Below are 16,448 nucleotides of genomic sequence, written 5' to 3'. Positions count from 1 at the left end.
GGCTCGGCAACGGGCTGCGTGTGCGGCACGGCCGTTCGCCCTCGATTGATTGACGCTCATGAACGGTAACTCCACGCTCGATCCCGTGGCGCAAGAGGCGATTGACTGGGAAGTGAGGCTACGCTCCGGCGAGATTTCGCAGGCGGAGCGCGACGCATTCCTGGCATGGCGGCGCGCGGACCCGGCCCACGAAGAAGCATGGGCGCGGCTGCAGCAGCGGCTCGGCAGGCTCGGCCCGTTGCAGGGCACGTCGAGTACGGCGGTGCGGCGGGCGCTCGACGAGCCGTCGCGTCACCGCAGACGATGGCTGAAAGCCGGCGCGGGCCTGGGAGGCCTCGTGCTCGCCGGGATCGGCACGCGCCAGCTCGTTTCGACGTTTTCGCTCGACGCGGACTACCACAATGGCGATGTGGTCCCACAAAGAGTCCAGTTCGACGGCAGCGTTTCGGTCACGGCCGGCGCGGCCACGCGGGTGTATACCCATGCGCGTGACCAGGCCGACCTCTATCTGGCCGCCGGCCAGGTTGCAACAGATCCGACTCGCGCGGGCTATCAGCCTGTCGTCGTGACCACCCGCGACGGCATGGTCCGCACCGAGCGGGCGCGCGTGAGCGTGGACGTTCTGCGCCTGCATACCGTCGTGGCCGTGCAAGGTGGCGATGCGGTGCTGGCCGTGCCTCACGGGCGCCGCTTGCGGGTACCCGATGGATCGGCGTGGTCGCTGTCGGGCGGTCAGATCACCCGCATGCCCGAAACGTCGGCCGACATCTTCTCGTGGACACGCGGCACGCTGGTCGTGCTCGACCGCGCGGTGCCGGACGTGATCGAAACGCTGGGCCGTTACTTCGGCGGCTATATCCGTTTTCCGGAAGCCGCGCTGTCGCGCCGCGTGAGCGGCGTCTTTCCGCTCGACGACGCGCCGGCCGCACTCCGGCAACTGGCCGAAAGCCTCGGGTTTTCCCTGAATCTGTACGGCAACATGCTCGCCGTCGCCACCGCTGCCTGAAACCGCAGGCTTCCGCTCCAGTCCTCCCTCCGAATTTTTTTCGATTTGCGGTGTCACTTTTCGCCGCTCGTTGCACAAGGTAATCAAGAGCGCATCGAATCGCTCGACATCAACCCGTGCACTCGAGTGGAGGAAGTGTGTTCGACGCTATCGACAAGTCCATATTGTCCGTGCTGCAGCAGGACAGCACGCTCTCGGTGGCCGAAATCGCCGACCGCGTGAACCTTTCGACCACGCCCTGCTGGCGACGCATTCAGAAGCTCGAGCAGGACGGGGTGATCGCGCGTCGCGTGGCGCTTCTGGACGCGAAGAAGCTCAACGTGGGCGTGACCGTGCTGGTGGAAATCAAGACCGCGGAACATACCGCCGCGTGGTTGCGGCGTTTCTGCGACGTGGTGGCGACGATTCCCGAGGTGGTGGAAGTCCATCGCATGAGCGGGCACATCGACTACATGCTCAAGGTCGTGGTGCCGCATATCGACGCGTACGACAGCGTATACCGGCGTTTGATTGGGGCGGTCGACATCTTCGACGTCAGTTCGAGCTTCGCGATGGAGACCATTAAGCAGACCACCGTATTACCGCTCGATTACATGCTGTGACCGCGCGGGCGGAGCAATTTATCGACAGGCACGGAGAAGGACGGAATTTCACCGGCGCGGCGGAAACCGCGGAATGGAATTCCAAAACGGGCGGCGCAAGCGAATTGTTTCAAAAAAACATTCCAGGCCCGGACGATAGACTTGTTTCATCGATGACGCGTTCGGGCAGAGGCTGACCGAAGCCCGATTTGAAGCATGACGGTACTTTGCGACACGATGATGACGCGATTACGCGTAGGAATACTGACAGAACGGACGAAGAGCCAATACATTCGACAAGGGAGTGGTTCAAACGTGAAGCTCAACATCAGAACACGCCGGGCGATCTCGAGCCAGGCATCAGGGGTTGCCATCGCGGTCGCCGTTGCACAGGTTTTCATCGCGGCGTCGGCGCATGCACAACAGGCTGCCCAGCAGTCATGGCATCTCGCGAGCGGTCCGCTGGACCGTACGCTGGTCGAAATCGCGCAGGCGGCCAACGTGAGGTTGAGCTACGACGCGGGCCTCGTGCAATCGTTGAAATCGTCGCCCGTCGAGGGTAGCTACACCGCCGAGGCCGCGATTCGACAAGCGCTTCGAGGCACCGGCCTCGATCTCGTCGCGACGGGCAGCGGTGGTCTGACCATTCAGAAGGCGGTGGCGAAGCCCGCTGCGGCCGCGCCCGTCGCGGCGTCGGCGGCAGCGGCAGCGGCCGCCGTGGGGCCTGTCGATACCACGCTTCCGCTCATCAGCGTGGCAGCCAGCCGGGACTCCGGCGGCACCGGCTTCGTCGCGGAATCGTCGTCCACCTATGCGCGCTCGGACGTGCCGCTGAGCCAGACGCCGAAATCGGTCAGCGTCATCAACGCGGCGGTGATCCAGAGCCAGGCCGCTCAGTCGCTCTCCGATGTGCTGAGGAATGCTTCTGGTGTCGTCACGCGGCCGGGGCCGCTTGGTGTGCCGAGTTACACGATTCGCGGGTTCTCGGCATCCAACCTGACCTCAGACGGGCTCGCCACGGTGGGCTCGGCGCCCAACGTCACGCCGACGATCGCCATCTCGAGCGTGGAAGTGGTCAAGGGGCCCTCGGCCATCGTGAATGGCAACAGTCCGCCGGGAGGCGTCATCAATCTCGTCAAGAAAACGCCGCAGGCCGAACCGTTTCACGAAATCCAGGTGGGCTACGGCTCCTACGGCAGCGAGCAGATCGCGCTGGACAGCACGGGCGCCATCACCGCCGACAAGAAGCTTCGGTATCGCTTCATCATCTCGGGTGAACGGGTCGGCCAGAATTCGATGGGATATGACGGCGAGAGAAATTTCTACTTTGCCCCGACCCTGGAATGGAAGGATTCGACCACGGATCTGACGGTGGGCTATGAGCGCACGGTCAATCGCGAGCCGGTTCCCCCGTTCACCGTCGGCTATGCCAAGGGCGATATCTATCGAAACTATATCGACAGGCCGCTGGGTACGTCGTCCGACCATTTCGGCGCGCAAACGGACAATATTTTCATTCACCTCGAACAAAAGCTCGGCACGGCGCTGACCTTCGTGAGCAAGGGTTCCTATACGCGAACCCAACAAACGCAGCAAGCCTGGACAACGGCGACGCCGCTCTCGGCGACCAACGGCACGTTGTTCCACAACTTCGATTCGGTCTCGGATTTCTACAGTTGGAGCTTCCAGAATTACCTGCGAGCCAAGTTCAATATCGGCGCTGCGAAAAATACGGTGATTGCGGGCTGGGACGTTCTGCGCTACAGCCAGCATCAGTCTGACACCACGACATCGAAATTCATTTCCATTCCGAATGTCTTCGGCTCATTTACGCTTCCGTCTCCCGACACCGGAAACGTGATGCCGAATAACACTACCTACTTCACTCAAACCGGTTTATATCTACAAGATCAGTTTTCCTACAAGAATTTCCATGCGCTTGCGTCCGTGCGCCGGGATACCTATCTGACACATGCGACCTACGCCGGTAACCCCCCAGCGGGAAGCCATCAGAACGCCTATAGCCCGAGCCTCGGCCTGCTCTACGAACTGACGTCCGAGGTTGCCGTCTACGCCAGCTACAACCGCGGCTTCCAGCCGGGCACGGCGCTTCAATTCGGTGGCGGTGTGCTCCCCCCGCAAATCAGCCAGCAAGTCGAAGTGGGCATGAAGTTCAATCTCCTGGACGACAAGCTGGCCATCACGACCTCGGCCTACCGCACCTCGTTCAGCAACTACAACATCAACGATCCGCTCCATCGCGGTTTCTCTATTCCCGTCGGCGGCGCCGTCAGCCGGGGATTCGAAGCGGAGATCAACGGCCAGCCGCTGCCCGGCGTCAACGTGGTCGGCACGTACACGTACAACGACTTCGTGCAGCCCTCCGCTGCCAAGATCGCGGTAAACCTGCCCAAGAACAGCGCCAGCCTGTGGACGACCTACAACTTCCAGACCGAAAAGCTCCAGGGTTTCGGGGTCGGCGCGGGGCTGTTCTTCGCGAGCGGGCAGTACATCGGCTCGGGCTCGGCGTATCGCATCCCCAGCCAGGTGGAGACGGATCTCGGCCTGTTCTATCGGAAGAAGGGGTACGGCTTGAATCTTTCGATCAAGAACGTGTTCAACCGCAAGCTCTACTACAGCAGCACGTCGGCCGCCATGATTCCGATGGGTCCGGAGCGGACGGTCATGCTGACCGGAACCTATGACTTCTGATTCCTTGCCCGGCCGCCCCTGGGATGACGTCGCCGTGCGCGAGAACACGTCCCAGGCACCCTATGCGCGCACACGCCGCATCGCGTGTGCCGCAGGGGTGCTGCTCGCGCATGCGCTGGGGCTGTACGTTGCAGTCCACCAGAGTGCGGTGACGCTCAGGCTCGAGGCGGGACGTCCCGCAGGCGGCACGGTGCAGGTGCAACTGGTTGCCGCGCCGGCGCCGCGGCCCGCGCCAACCCCGCCTGCGCCGCCGAAGCCGCGCACCGAGCCGCCGAAACCCGTGGCGCCGGCGAAGCCGGAAAAGGTGCACGTGCTGGCGTCGCACGCGCCGAGCCCGCGCACGGTGGAAGCGGCGCCGCAGGACGCGCCGAAACCCGCCGAAACGCGGCCGGTCGCGCCGGTGCCCGCGCCGCGTCCCGCACCTGAAGCGGCGCCGGCCCAACCTGTCGCGCAACCCGCGCCGGGGCCGAACCTGCTGGACGCACCGAAGCAAATCAGCGCGGGCGAGTTGAAGCAGTTGGGATGCCAGATGCCGCGACCCGACTACCCGGCGAAAGCGCGACGGCTGCAACAGGAAGGCACCGTAGTCGTGCATCTGAGTATCGGTACCGACGGCGCGGTGACGTCCGCGCGCGTGGCGCAGAGCAGCGGTTCGCCGCTGCTCGACGCGGCCGCCGTCGCGGCGATCCGTGCCGGCCGCTGTCATCCGTACGAGACCGCGGGCATCGCGCGCTCGGTCGAAGCTACCCAACCCATCGCATTCAACCTGAACGACTGAACCCGCACCAATCGGAGCAACACATGGAACAGTATGGCATCGCCAACGTCTGGCAACAGGGCGACTTCGTCACCCGCTTCATCTTCGTTTTCCTGATCGGCATGTCCGTCGTCTCATGGTTCGTGATACTGACGAAAGGATTTTCCAATCGGCGCCTCGAATCGCTCGGCAAGCGCGCGCAAACGGGTTTCTGGTCCAGTGCGTCGGATCAGCGACGGCATCGCGGCGCTGGGCGAGCGCGGCGACAATCCTTATCGTGCGCTGGTGCTTGCCGGGCGCGAAGCGAATGAACAGCATGCGGGCAACGAACCATCGATGCAAGGCAGCCTGAGCGCGAGCGAATGGGTGGCGCGCGGGCTGCGCAACGCATTCGACGACGAAGTCGCGCGCCTGCAGAACGGCCTGGCCGTGCTGGGCTCGATCGGCAGCACCGCGCCGTTCGTGGGGCTGTTCGGTACTGTCTGGGGTATCTATCACGCACTCATGGCGATCGGTATGTCGGGGCAGGCCAGCCTCGATCACGTTGCCGGCCCGGTGGGCGAGTCGCTCGTGATGACGGCGATCGGGCTGTTCGTCGCGATTCCGGCGGTGCTCGGCTTCAACTACGTGAACCGCGGCAACAAGCGCGTGAGCCATCGGCTGAACCGCTTCGCGCACGAGTTGCACGTGTATTTCGTCACCGGCGCGAAGGCCCGTGCCGATGCCAGCCGGCCGGTCGGCGCACCGGTCGCGGCCAAGCGCGCCACGCCCAACCTGGCCGCCTGAAGGAGCCCGCCATGTCAATGATTACCGATGGCGGCGGCGACGAAGGCGTCATGAACGACATCAACATGACGCCGCTGATCGACGTCATGCTGGTGTTGCTGATCATCTTCATCGTGACGCTGCCCGTCATCAACAAGGCGGTGAAGGTCGATCTTCCGCAGGCGGCCGCGCAGCCGGCCGTGTCGAAAACGCAGGACATCGATCTGTCGATCACCGCCGACAAGACGGTGCTGTGGAACAAGCAGCCGGTCGACGCGGATGCATTGAAGGCACGCGTGGCCGAGGCCGCGGCGCAGGGCGAGCCGCCCGCGGTCAACATCAACGCGGATCAGCACGTCGAGTACGGCAAGGTCGCGACCATTCTGGCGGCGCTCCAGGGCGGTGGTCTCAACAAGATCAACTTCGTGATGCAACCGCCCGAGGCGCACCAATGACGGTGAACGGCGCTTTCCCCGTTGACCGCGCGGAAGACGCTCAAGCGCGCCGCCGCTTTCCGCCGGTGTGGCGCCTGCTGCTGCCGTACTGGCGTACGCGCGAAGGCGTTTTCTCGCTGATGTTGCTGATGCTCGTGATCGGGTCGAGTTGGGCCACGACGTACGTGATGCTGTGGAACAACAACTGGACCGGCATGTTCTACGATGCGATCGGCGCTTCCCGATTCAAGGTGCTGCCGGAGCTGCTCGTGCGTTTCCTGCTCGTGGCGATGGCCGGCGCGGTCGTGCATATTACCGGAGCGGTGCTGCAGCAAATCGTGCAGATTCGCTGGCGCCGGTGGCTCACGACGTGGCTCGCCGAAAAATGGCTCGCACGCAACAACTATTACCGGATCGAACGCGACCGGGAACTCGAGAACGTCGATCAGCGTATCGCGGAAGACGTGAAGCTGTTCGTCAACGACACGCTGCTGCTGGGTCTCGGGCTTCTTTCAGTACCGGTCAGCATCGTATCGTTCAGCGTCGTGCTGTGGCGCATGGGCGGCCCGTTGCAGATACATGTCGGCGGATCGTCGTACGTATTGCACGGTTATCTGGTGTTCGCCTCATTTGCCTACACCGGCGTCATTTTCGCGGCGACGCACTATCTGGGCCGCAGGCTCATCACGCTGACGGCGAGACAGCATCGTCTCGAGGGCGATTTTCGCGTGCTCATGGTGGGCGTGCGTGAATTCGCGGAACAGATCGCGTTTTTTCGGGGGCAAACGTCCGAGCAGGGGCGTCTGCAGGCATCGTTTCGCTTCGTGGTATCGAATCTCTACGCGACGCTGTGGGTGAATACGCGCCTCTCGTTCTTCACCAGTATCGTCGGCCAGTTCAGTTCGGTCATTCCGATCGTTCCGACCTTGCTGATGCTGCCGCAGCTGATGTCGGGCGGGCTGACGCTCGGCGGGCTGATGAAAGCGAACAGCGCATTTAATTCCGTCACGGGGTCGCTGGCATTTTTTTGGCAAGCCTATCCGGGTTTTACGTCGTGGCGTGCAGAGGCCAACCGTTTGCGCGAATTCCTGCATGTGAGCGAGCATGAGCCGCGGCAGGACATCGCGCTTCACGAAAGCCGCACCGGAGCGGTCGCTGCGAGCGGGCTCGTCTTGCGCGACGCGTCCGGCGACACACTGTCGCGCGTGCCCGACTTCGTGCTCCTGGCCGGCCGGCGGTGCCTCGTGCGAGGTCGCTCGGGATGCGGGAAAAGCACGTTGCTGCGCGCGCTGGCCGGCCTATGGCCCTACGGCGAAGGCACGATCGTGCGTCCGGCAGCCGGCACGTTCTTCTTGCCGCAACGCAGCTATATCCCGCCGGGCTCGCTGAAGGCGGCCGTGACCTATCCGCGCGACGCTTCGGCGTACCCCGACAGCGAATGCGAGGCACTGCTGCACGCATGCGGATTGTCGGCCTATGCGCCCTTGCTCCATGTCGAGGACCGCTGGAGCACACGGCTGTCCGGCGGCGAGCAACAGCGCGTGGCATTTGCGCGCGTGCTGCTCGCCAAACCTTCCACGGTGTTCCTCGACGAATGCACGTCCGCACTCGATAGCCAGAGCGAGAAGGAACTTTACGGTTTGCTAATCGAGCGTTTGCCTCAGGCCACGGTCGTCAGCGTCGCGCATCGCAAGGAACTGCTGGCGTTTCACGACACGACGCTCGATTTTCCCGCACCGGCGGCACCGGAAGCACGACAGGACGCGGCCGACGAAGCGAAGGATTCAAACGCCGGCAGCCGCGCATACGTCGGAACGCAACTGTGCTGAGCGCCACGATCCCAACCGACGCCGTGCATTTGAACACTGTGCGGCGCGCCAACAAACGAAACAGGACAAGATCGATCCATGAGCAATCTGAAAGCAGTGACGCTGGAAACCATCGAAGCCGACGTGATCAACAACCCGCTGCCCGTACTGGTCGACTTCTGGGCGCCCTGGTGCGGTCCGTGCAAGGCGCTCGCGCCGACGCTGTCGAAATTGAGCGAGCAATTTGAAGGCAACGTGGCGTTCGTGAAGATCGACGTGGACGAGAATGCAGGCGTTCGCGAACGATTCGGCGTTCGCGGTATTCCGACGCTGATCCTGCTGCGCGGCGGCAAGGAGCTCGGCCGCGTGGTCGGTAATCGCTCCGCCACGCAACTGGCCGGCTTCATCGACAACCACCTCGGCTCCGTGACGGCGTTGCCGGCGGCGATCGCCGTTGCACCGAACGCATTCGGCGGCAACGCCCAGCTCAAGACGGAGCGCCTTGCCGCGTTGCGCGTGTGGCTGGATCGCAAGCGAGCCGCGCCTTCCGAAGCGATATGGGACGGCGAAATCGGCAGCGCCATTCAGTTCGTCTGCAACACCGCGGACATGGACGATTGCGCAAGAACGCTGGGTATTCCGGCCAACGTGCTGGCCGTGGTGGAATCGCTGTCGAGCTATCGCAGTATCCATCTGAACGGAGCGGAGTTCGTCGCGCAGTGGCTTGACGCCGTTCCGGTGGGAGCGAATCTCTCGCGGCTGCCGCAAATGCTGGTCACGGATCTGCTGTCCGGCGGCGAGATGTCTGAGTTGATCGGCGACGATGCGGCGTTGCTGTCGATTCGCGACCGGCTTGTCGCGCAGCATGATCCGGCGCGGGCGGCAGGGCCGCTCGACTCGGAACTGGCCGCGATCAAGCAGGCGCTCGCGAAGGCCGACGCTGCGGCAGCCGGCGCCGCACACGCGTTGGCGACAAGGCTTCTCGTGTTGGTCGCTCAGCCGCTCGGCGATGCCGCGATCGTCACCGATTTCATATTCGGGCTTGCGGGCGCGCGTTGGGAATTGTTACGCGCGGCCTGCAACTGGACGCCCGACGACGACCGGCGCTTCATGCAACTCGCGGACGAAACGTCGAAGCGCGCGGTGGAGCGCGGCGAAGAAGCTTCGCGAGGCGAGAAGGCCCTCGAGCGGATCGAGTTGGTGGATTCCTCACTCATCGCGCGGTTTCGGTCTCACTACGGTGAGGGCACGAAGGCCATGAAAACGGTCGGCACGAGCATCGGCGATCGTTTGATCGGGCTGACGCAGCGCTGCGCGTAAGTCATCTGAGAAAAAGCGCGCGTCGAACGTAAATTCCGGATACGCCGGCGTGCGCGCAAAACGATTCCACGAATTCGCGAGACGGCGATTTCTTTCGTAAAAAAATTCCGATCGCGCCCGATAGACTATTTCCAATGTGCTCCCGGTCGACATGACGCGAAAACGTCTCGGCAGACGGGCAGGCGCGTGGGGCACACGACAATTCAACACTCGGAGTGGTTTCCATGCATGACGGCGGTACGCAATGGCGCGACGTGAAATCCGATCTGGAGGCGGCGGCCGAATGTGCGCTCGATCTGGCACGACGAGCAGGGGCCGACGGCGTCCGTGTGGAGGTCGATCATGTCGAATCGCGGACGGCGACCGTGCGCAACCGGATGCCGACCGAACGGAGCCTTCGACTGTCTTCATCTATCTCGCTCGCGGTCTATCGCAATGGCCGACGCGGCGCGACGACCTCGTCCGATTTGTCCCCCGACGGCCTTGCCGGTGCGGTGGCGGCCGCCATCGACATCGCGTCGGTCACGGACGTCGATGTTGCTGCCGGCCCGGCCCCGGCGGACTTGCTCGCCAGGGACTTCATCGATCTGGACTTGTATCATCCGCTCGATCTGTCGCTCGATGACATGCTCGACGATGCCCGTCGCGTGGAAGAGGCCGCGTTTTCCACGAGCCCTGCCATCGTGACGACCAACGGCGCCAGCGTCGGAACTTCCGCGGGGTTGTCGCTGCTCGCGACCAGCGAGGGGTTCGGGCACAGCGTGCCGTGGTCCGCGCATTTCGTGTCGTGCATGCCTATCGCGGCCGGCACTGGCGAGAAACAGATGGGATTCTGGAGCGACGGCGCGCGCGCTTATGCCGATCTCGACGCACCCGCGCGGATCGGCACGCAAGCCGCAACGCGCGCGCTCGCGCTGCTGGGCGGCACGCAGATTGAAACGCAGCGTTGCCCCGTGTTGTTCGAGCCGATGGCCGCGATGTCGCTGCTCGGCGAGTTCGTCAACGCGGCATCCGGCGATGCGCTTTATCGGGCGGGCTCGTACCTGACTCGCCGTCTCGGCACCCCAGTCTTTGCCGATCACATTCAGTTATACGAAGATCCATTCGTCTCCAGGGGAATGGCGAGTCGCTGCTTCGACTCCGATGGCGTTGCCGTCTCTCGGCGATCGGTTGTCGAGTCAGGCGTGTTGCGCGGCTATTTTCTTGGCTTGTACGCGGCCCGGCGTCTCGGCATGGCGCCGACCGGCAACGGCTGGGGCCCGCACAACCTCGAAGTGCTCAGTGCGAAAACCACGAACTCGGACGGGATCGACGCGATGCTGGAAAGGCTCGATCGCGGCCTGTTCGTCACCGAGATGGCAGGCGGCGGCGTAAATCGGCTGACCGGCGATTTCTCGCGTGCCGCGAAGGGGTTCTGGGTGGAGAACGGCCAGATCCGTTTTCCGGTCACCGGTATCACGATCGCGTCGAATCTGAATGCGATGTTTTCCGGCCTGCTCGCCGTGGGGGCCGACACCGTGACCAGAGGAAGCTTCCGCACGGGTTCGTGGCTGATCGATGAAATGAGAATCGGCGGCAGCTGACGCGCGCGATGCGCGGCCATCCTTTCCTGTCACATACCGGTACGACACCATGCTGGACACGCACGAAACCCTGACTGACACCCGCGGCCCCTCGCTCGACGACATGCGTCACGCGGCGTATGCCGGGCTGCTCGACAAACACGGCATCGACGAAACGCATTTGTTCGCCGCGCTGAACAGCGCGCTCGGGCAGTCCGGCGACTTTGCCGACATCTATCTGAAGGAGTCGATCGCCGAATCGTGGTCGCTCGAAGGCGGCGCCGTGCGGGGCGGCGCCTGGCAGTGCGATTCGGGATTCGGCATTCGCGTGCTGAACGGCGAGGAGACGACGTTCGCAAGTTCGCAACGAATCGGGGCGGACGCGTTGCGCACGATCGCGCGGCAGATTCGGTCGGGACCGGAGGTTCTTTCCCGCGTAACGCCTCGCGGCGAACCAGCCGGCTCCGCGGCGGCGCGATCGATCTATCTTCCGAGCGCCTCACTCGGCGCGATCGGCGCGGAGCGGAAACTCGCGCTGCTCAAGCGCGTCGACGAACTGGCGCGTTCGAAGGATCGGCGCGTGGTCGAGGTCAACGCCATGCTCGCCGCGACGCACGAGACGGTGTGGATCGCGCGTTGCGACGGACTCGGCGTCGGCGACGTGCGACCCATGCTGCGACTGGCGATCAACGTTCGGGTCAAATCGGGCGACCGGGTCGAAAGCGCGAGCGGCGGGATCGGCGGCCGCTACGAGCTCGCTTCGTGGTCGGACGACGACCTCCGCACGCTGGTGTACGACCGCGTCGAAGCCGCGCTGACGAAACTCGATGCACGGCCCGCGCCGGCGGGAACGATGACCGTCGTCGTCGGGCCGGGCTGGAACGGCGTGCTGTTGCACGAAGCCGTGGGCCATGGTCTCGAGGCCGACGGCATACGGCGCAAGACGTCGGTGTTCGCGGGCCGCGTCGGCGAGCAAGTGGCGGCGCGCAACGTCACCATCGTCGACGACGGCACGCTCGAAGGCCGCCGCGGCTCCCTCAATGTCGACGACGAGGGCTGTCCGACGCAACGCACGGTGTTGATCGAGGACGGCGTGTTGCGCGGCTGCATGCAGGACTCGCTCAACGCGCGGCTGATGAACATGCGGCCGACGGGCAATGGCCGCCGCGAGGGCTATGCGGTGTTGCCGATGCCGCGCATGACCAACACGTTCATGCTCAATGGCGATCGCGAGCACGACGAGATCATTGCGTCGGTGAAGCGCGGGATATACGTGGCGGGGCTCGAGGGCGGGCAGGTCGACATCACGAGCGGGCAGTTCGTGTTCGAGGCGTCAGAAGCATTCCTGATCGAAAACGGCAAGCTCTGCGCACCCGTGAAAGGCGCGACGATCACCGGCAACGGGTTGGAAACGATTCAGAAAATCAGCATGGTCGGCAACAACCTCGAACTCGACACGGGCCGCGCCGTGTGCGGCAAGGCCGGCCAGTCGGTGCCCGTGAGCGTGGGGCAGCCTACCGTTCGCGTGGACGACATGACGGTCGGCGGAACGGCATGACGAATGCGTGCGGACGGATGGCGAACCGAAGATGAGAGGGTGGACGCAGCGTCTCGACCAGTCGAGGGTCCGGTCGCGGGCGGACAAGACGGAACTTCTGCCTTTACCGAAAACCATTCGCGATGCGCTTTCGCTGGAGTATCACCTTCAGCTCGAAGCGCTGCGCGCCGGGGCTGGCTCGCTGACCGCGCTGCGCATCCTGCTGCGCGTGGCGATGGCCGCCGCGATGCTGCGCGAGCTCGGCTACGGTGGGCGACACCTGCATGCGGCCGACGAATACGAACGTATCGCCGGCGATGCCTATGAATCGGGAGAGGAAGGCCGCTACGGATTCGATCCGGCCGCCTTTCGCCTGTTCGCGGCGCTCGTGACGGATCACGACTCGCAACTCGAGACAGCGCCCGTCCGGGTGATCGACATCGTCGCACGGCAACTGGAGCGACCCGGTACGGCGCAGTGAAAGCGGCATGTTCGCGACAACGAACGGCAGGGAAGAAGGTCAGCCGGCAGCCGAGCGCCGACGCGGGTGCCGCCGGCTCATGTCATCAGATAGCACTGCGTCAAGGCCTGCGCGATATATTTGCGCACCATGCTCACCGACACGCCGAGCCGCTCGGCGATTTCAGCGTGCGTGAGGCCGTCGATCTGACTCATCACGAAAGCGCTTTTCGCGTTGGGTGACAGGCCGTTCAACGCCTGATCCACGAGCAAGAGCGCCTGTGTCACTTCCGCCATGCTTTCCGCCGACGGGGTGACGGCTTCTTCCCGATGGGCAAGCGTTTCCAGATACGCGCGTTCCAGGTCGCGGCGGCGCCACATTTCATAGGTGAGGCGCTGGGCGATGACCGTGAGAAAGGCGCGTGCATCGCGCACCGCTGTCAGGTCCTGCATACCGGCAAGTTCCGCGAACGACGACGACGCGAGATCCTCCGCATCGGCAGGCGAGCCGACGCGCCTTTGCAGTTTCGACTTCAGCCATGCATAGCTCGCGCGGAATTCACTCGTCAGCCATGCCGCGCGCGAGCGCGTGCGTTCGTCGTCGACATCGCATCTCGTGGGGGAGCCACTGATCGGTGAACTGTAATTCATATGAAACGGATTCCTGGACCCGCGGCGTCAAGACATGCAAGCGTGCACGAAAACAGCACATGAAGAAGCGCACATTATTTGCGCCGCCACGCCTCTGGAAGTGACAACGCCTCTGCGCAGCGCCCAGGCTTGAGTATGCCATTACAAAAACCACCGGAGTCAAAGTGGTTTGAAACCAACGCAATATTTTGCGCCGTCGTTTCGCCGTCGAAGGAACCCGCCGTCATCGGTCGATAAGTCTGATGAATACGCGAACGATACGGACACCGCATCATCGAGGGAACCAAGGAATCGTGGAATCGTTATGAGGTCACGCTCGGAACGGGCGCGGGGAATTCGCGGCATCCTTTCGGTTGGAGGCCGCTTCTGAGCCGCATTGACGTGGACATGGCACATGCGTGTTTCAATCCGCGCCCGAGCGTGACGTGACGATCGCCGTCGAGCTTAGGCGGCGTATGGTCCGACCGCGGACGTTCCGTTATCGACAACGACGCGTATCGACACGCGAATGACGGGCTGCGATTACACGAGACTATGAGGTGGGCCAAACATGTATTGGCCTTCGGGGGCAACGCCAGCCCGGTGCCAGCATGAACAGGCCCCAAGCGCCAATTGCCACGCGACCTGCTTCACTCCGCATCGTCAATGCGGCCCGTCGTGCCTGATCCCAGCCGCATCGAGCTGCCGAAGTTTCGCGTACAGCGTCGTGCGCGAAATGCCGAGCTGTCGCGCGGCCGCCGACACGTTGCCGTCGTGCTCGTCGAGCGCGCGCCGGATCGCATCGAGCGACTGTTCGTGCAGGCTCGCCTGCGGGCCGGCGGCCGACGTGACGTTGCACACGTCGGCAGCGTCTTCGAGCACATCGGCGTGACGCGCCCTCGTCGCCCGGTCGAGCGGCGCACGCACGGTGCGCACCCATACGTGGCTACCATCGTCGCGCGCGATCCGCTGCGGCGTGCGTGCCGGTGTCAGCAACCGGCGCTGCTGCGCGGGCGTCGCGCCCGGAAACAGTTGCCGGAGATCGACCGACGCCACCGGCCCGGCGGGCGCGAGGTCGAGCATCTGGCGGGCCAGGCGGCTCACCGCGCGCACGCGGCCCGCTTCGTCGAGCGCGATGACGCCGGCGAGCGGCGTGCCGAGCCAGCGCGGATCGAATTGCACCTGCAGCAGATGGCAGTCGCGCAGCATCGCATAGAGCCGCTGTTCGGCGGACAGCGATGCGTGCCGGAATGACTCGCGCAACTGCGCGATATTACGCCGGCCGACGCCGGTGATATCGAGCGCGCCGATCACTTCGCCGTCGAAGCCCACGAGCGGCACCGCAAGACAGAACACCCGCGACAACTCGTCGAGATAGTGCTGCGCGCCCGCGACGACGGTTTCGGCGCCGTCGTGAATTACGCAGCTCGGCGCGGTCGTGCCGATGTTCGGTTCGACGATCCGGCGCCCGGCGACGATCGGCGTCAGCAGCGCGTCGTCGCATTGCGGGCTGCGGCGCGCATGGACGATCGTGCCGTGCGGATTGACGCACATGATCGTCCATTCGCTGCCGCCGAATGCGGCCCACAGCGGCTCGATCTCCTGCGCGACGCAGCGGGTGAGCCGCCGGTCCGCGCGCGATTCGTCCGGTTCGCGCTGCATTTCATAGCGGGCGGTTTGCCAGGGCCGCAGCCCGGCGTCGCGCGAACGCAGCCACGAACGCGCGACGCTGGCCGGCAACGCCGTTTCCGGCAGCGGCTCGCCCGCGGCGAAGCGGGCGCGGAGCCGGTCGAGGTCGACCGGCCGTGAAAGGGATTCAGGGGCCGTGTTCACGCTGCGCTCCATTTGAAGTCGAGGTCCGGGCCAGGCGTGTCGGCCTGGCGTGTCGCGCGAATGCGTAATATAGCCCGGCGCCTGAAGGCGGGTATTTTCCCGGGAAGGGGCGCCGCCGTGTGCGGGCGATGTGCGTCGGCGTGCGGCCGGCGGCGCCTGTTGCGTTCAATGCGGCAAACGCAGGATCGGTTTGAGCGTGCTGCCGTTGCTGCTGTCCTCTGTCGCCTGGTTGATCTGGTCGAGCGGATAGAACTTCACCAGCCGGTCGAACGGAAACCGCCCTTGCAGATACAGCTGCACGAGCTGCGGAATGAACGTCTGCGGCACGCTGTCGCCTTCGACGATGCCGCGGATCGTGTGGCCGCCGAGCAGCAGGCTGTTCACGTCGAATTCGGCCTTGGTGCCGAGCTTCGGCGCGCCGACCACGCCCATCGTGCCGCGCGAGCCGAGCGCGTCGATCCCTTGCGACAGCACGGCCGGCAGCCCGGTCGATTCGAGTGCGAAGTCGACGCCCCCGCTGGTGATCTCCCGGATCGCGTCGACCACGTCGACCTCCCGGCTGTTGAGCGCGTGCGTCGCGCCGAGCTCCAGCGCCAGCGCGAGCCGCGACGGCACGATGTCGACCGCGATGATCGTCGTTGCGCCGGCGATGCGCGCGGCCATCACCGCGCTCATCCCGACCGCGCCCGCGCCGAAGCTCGCGAAACTGCTGCCGGTGCGTACCGCGAGCGAATTGATGACGGCGCCCGCACCGGTCTGGATTCCGCAGCCGAGCGGGCCGAGCAGTTCGAGCGGCGCTTCCTTCGGCACCTTGATCGCGTTGTTCTCGCGGGCGAGCGCATAGCTCGCGAACGACGACTGCGCGAAGAAATGATCGTGCAGCGGCTGGCCGGATGTGTCACGAAGCGCGGTCTGCCCGTCCGCGTCGGCGCCGCCGAAGTTCAGCGCGAAGAACTGCCGGCAATACGCGCCGTGACCGCCGACGCACGACGTGCAGTGGCCGCACGCGCCGTAGGTCAGCACGACGTGGTCGCCCGCGGCAAG

13 protein-coding genes and 1 pseudogene are annotated in these 16,448 nt (G+C 64.6%); 11 read left to right on the top strand and 3 right to left on the bottom strand.

All coding sequences use genetic code 11. From position 1 onward, the window contains the following. Positions 1–58: 58 nt before the first annotated feature. The 11 genes and pseudogenes from JMF86_RS32790 to JMF86_RS32740 all read left to right on the top strand — a co-directional run bounded on the left by JMF86_RS32790 (position 59) and on the right by JMF86_RS32740 (position 12,963). Positions 59–1,006: a DUF4880 domain-containing protein gene (locus JMF86_RS32790; protein WP_077179751.1), complete on the top strand. Its 948-nt coding sequence runs from the start codon at positions 59–61 to the stop codon at positions 1,004–1,006. Positions 1,007–1,143: 137 nt separating this feature from the next. Continuing rightward, positions 1,144–1,608, top strand: coding sequence for an Lrp/AsnC family transcriptional regulator (locus JMF86_RS32785; RefSeq protein WP_012336653.1), 465 nt, complete (start codon positions 1,144–1,146; stop codon positions 1,606–1,608). A gap of 294 nt (positions 1,609–1,902) precedes the next feature. Next, the gene (locus JMF86_RS32780) at positions 1,903–4,299 is read left to right on the top strand and encodes a TonB-dependent receptor (protein ID WP_077179752.1); all 2,397 of its coding nucleotides are present in this window, start codon (positions 1,903–1,905) and stop codon (positions 4,297–4,299) included. Beyond that, positions 4,289–5,077, top strand: a complete 789-nt coding sequence (locus tag JMF86_RS32775) for an energy transducer TonB (RefSeq protein WP_077179753.1) — start codon at positions 4,289–4,291, stop codon at positions 5,075–5,077. The genes JMF86_RS32780 and JMF86_RS32775 overlap by 11 nt, the downstream gene beginning before the upstream one ends. Before the next feature lie 23 nt (positions 5,078–5,100). Continuing rightward, positions 5,101–5,842 (top strand): annotated as a pseudogene (locus tag JMF86_RS32770) (MotA/TolQ/ExbB proton channel family protein). An 11-nt stretch (positions 5,843–5,853) separates the two neighbouring features. Next, positions 5,854–6,276 (top strand): biopolymer transporter ExbD, encoded by a 423-nt coding sequence (locus JMF86_RS32765; protein WP_074807266.1) that lies wholly within the window; start codon positions 5,854–5,856, stop codon positions 6,274–6,276. Continuing rightward, positions 6,273–8,084: an ABC transporter ATP-binding protein/permease gene (locus JMF86_RS32760; RefSeq protein ID WP_201317305.1), complete on the top strand. Its 1,812-nt coding sequence runs from the start codon at positions 6,273–6,275 to the stop codon at positions 8,082–8,084. Before JMF86_RS32765 ends, JMF86_RS32760 begins: the two co-directional genes overlap by 4 nt. Before the next feature lie 78 nt (positions 8,085–8,162). Further along, complete coding sequence (gene trxA, locus JMF86_RS32755; RefSeq protein ID WP_201317298.1) at positions 8,163–9,383, top strand: thioredoxin; 1,221 nt, start codon at positions 8,163–8,165, stop codon at positions 9,381–9,383. A gap of 224 nt (positions 9,384–9,607) precedes the next feature. Next, complete coding sequence (locus JMF86_RS32750; RefSeq protein ID WP_077179757.1) at positions 9,608–10,966, top strand: metallopeptidase TldD-related protein; 1,359 nt, start codon at positions 9,608–9,610, stop codon at positions 10,964–10,966. 49 nt (positions 10,967–11,015) lie between these two features. Continuing rightward, the gene (gene tldD / locus JMF86_RS32745) at positions 11,016–12,503 is read left to right on the top strand and encodes a metalloprotease TldD (protein ID WP_077179758.1); all 1,488 of its coding nucleotides are present in this window, start codon (positions 11,016–11,018) and stop codon (positions 12,501–12,503) included. A 7-nt stretch (positions 12,504–12,510) separates the two neighbouring features. After that, positions 12,511–12,963, top strand: coding sequence for a Fis family transcriptional regulator (locus JMF86_RS32740; protein WP_306172381.1), 453 nt, complete (start codon positions 12,511–12,513; stop codon positions 12,961–12,963). Between the two features lie 77 nt (positions 12,964–13,040). Here the strand turns inward: JMF86_RS32740 and JMF86_RS32735 are convergent, their stop codons facing one another. The 3 genes from JMF86_RS32735 to JMF86_RS32725 all read right to left on the bottom strand — a co-directional run. After that, entirely contained in the window at positions 13,041–13,592 is a 552-nt protein-coding gene (locus JMF86_RS32735; protein WP_077179759.1) for a sigma-70 family RNA polymerase sigma factor, read from the bottom strand. Between the two features lie 642 nt (positions 13,593–14,234). Next, complete coding sequence (locus tag JMF86_RS32730) at positions 14,235–15,404, bottom strand: helix-turn-helix domain-containing protein (protein WP_230463031.1); 1,170 nt, start codon at positions 15,402–15,404, stop codon at positions 14,235–14,237. Between the two features lie 165 nt (positions 15,405–15,569). Further along, the coding region (locus JMF86_RS32725; RefSeq protein ID WP_201317297.1) for an NAD(P)-dependent alcohol dehydrogenase at positions 15,570–16,448 on the bottom strand (879 nt) is incomplete at its 5' end.

The organism is Burkholderia sp. E168m15, from assembly GCF_016586105.1.
In the GTDB taxonomy this organism is placed as follows: domain Bacteria; phylum Pseudomonadota; class Gammaproteobacteria; order Burkholderiales; family Burkholderiaceae; genus Burkholderia; species Burkholderia orbicola.
Note: the sequence above shows the minus strand (reverse complement) of the source record. Positions and strands in the feature narration are given on the sequence as shown.